A 234-nucleotide genomic window follows, 5' to 3' on the forward strand; every position below is an offset into this window, starting at 1 on the left:
ATGGTGAAATCTACACCTTACTTCGCAGTGCCCAAATCCCTAATGATATTCTCACCAGTAATGACCATTACGATTATCTCCCTGAGACAACGGTTAAAAACGTGGTCAAGATTATGGGGGAATCTGCGTCTAGAGAAGAGTTTTCGCTGTTTATGTGGAGTTTTTGCAAGCAAACCTATGTACCAAGGTTTGTGGCTAAGCTAAACCAGCAGGATTCATTGAAAAGCGCGCTAG

General features: G+C 42.7%; 1 pseudogene. It reads left to right on the forward strand.

From position 1 onward, the window contains the following. Positions 1-234, forward strand: a pseudogene (locus tag AB4512_RS22915) (AraC family transcriptional regulator); the annotation flags it as partial.

The sequence above is a fragment of the Vibrio sp. 10N.222.52.B7 genome (assembly GCF_041474275.1).
In the GTDB taxonomy this organism is placed as follows: Bacteria; Pseudomonadota; Gammaproteobacteria; order Enterobacterales; family Vibrionaceae; genus Vibrio; species Vibrio crassostreae_C.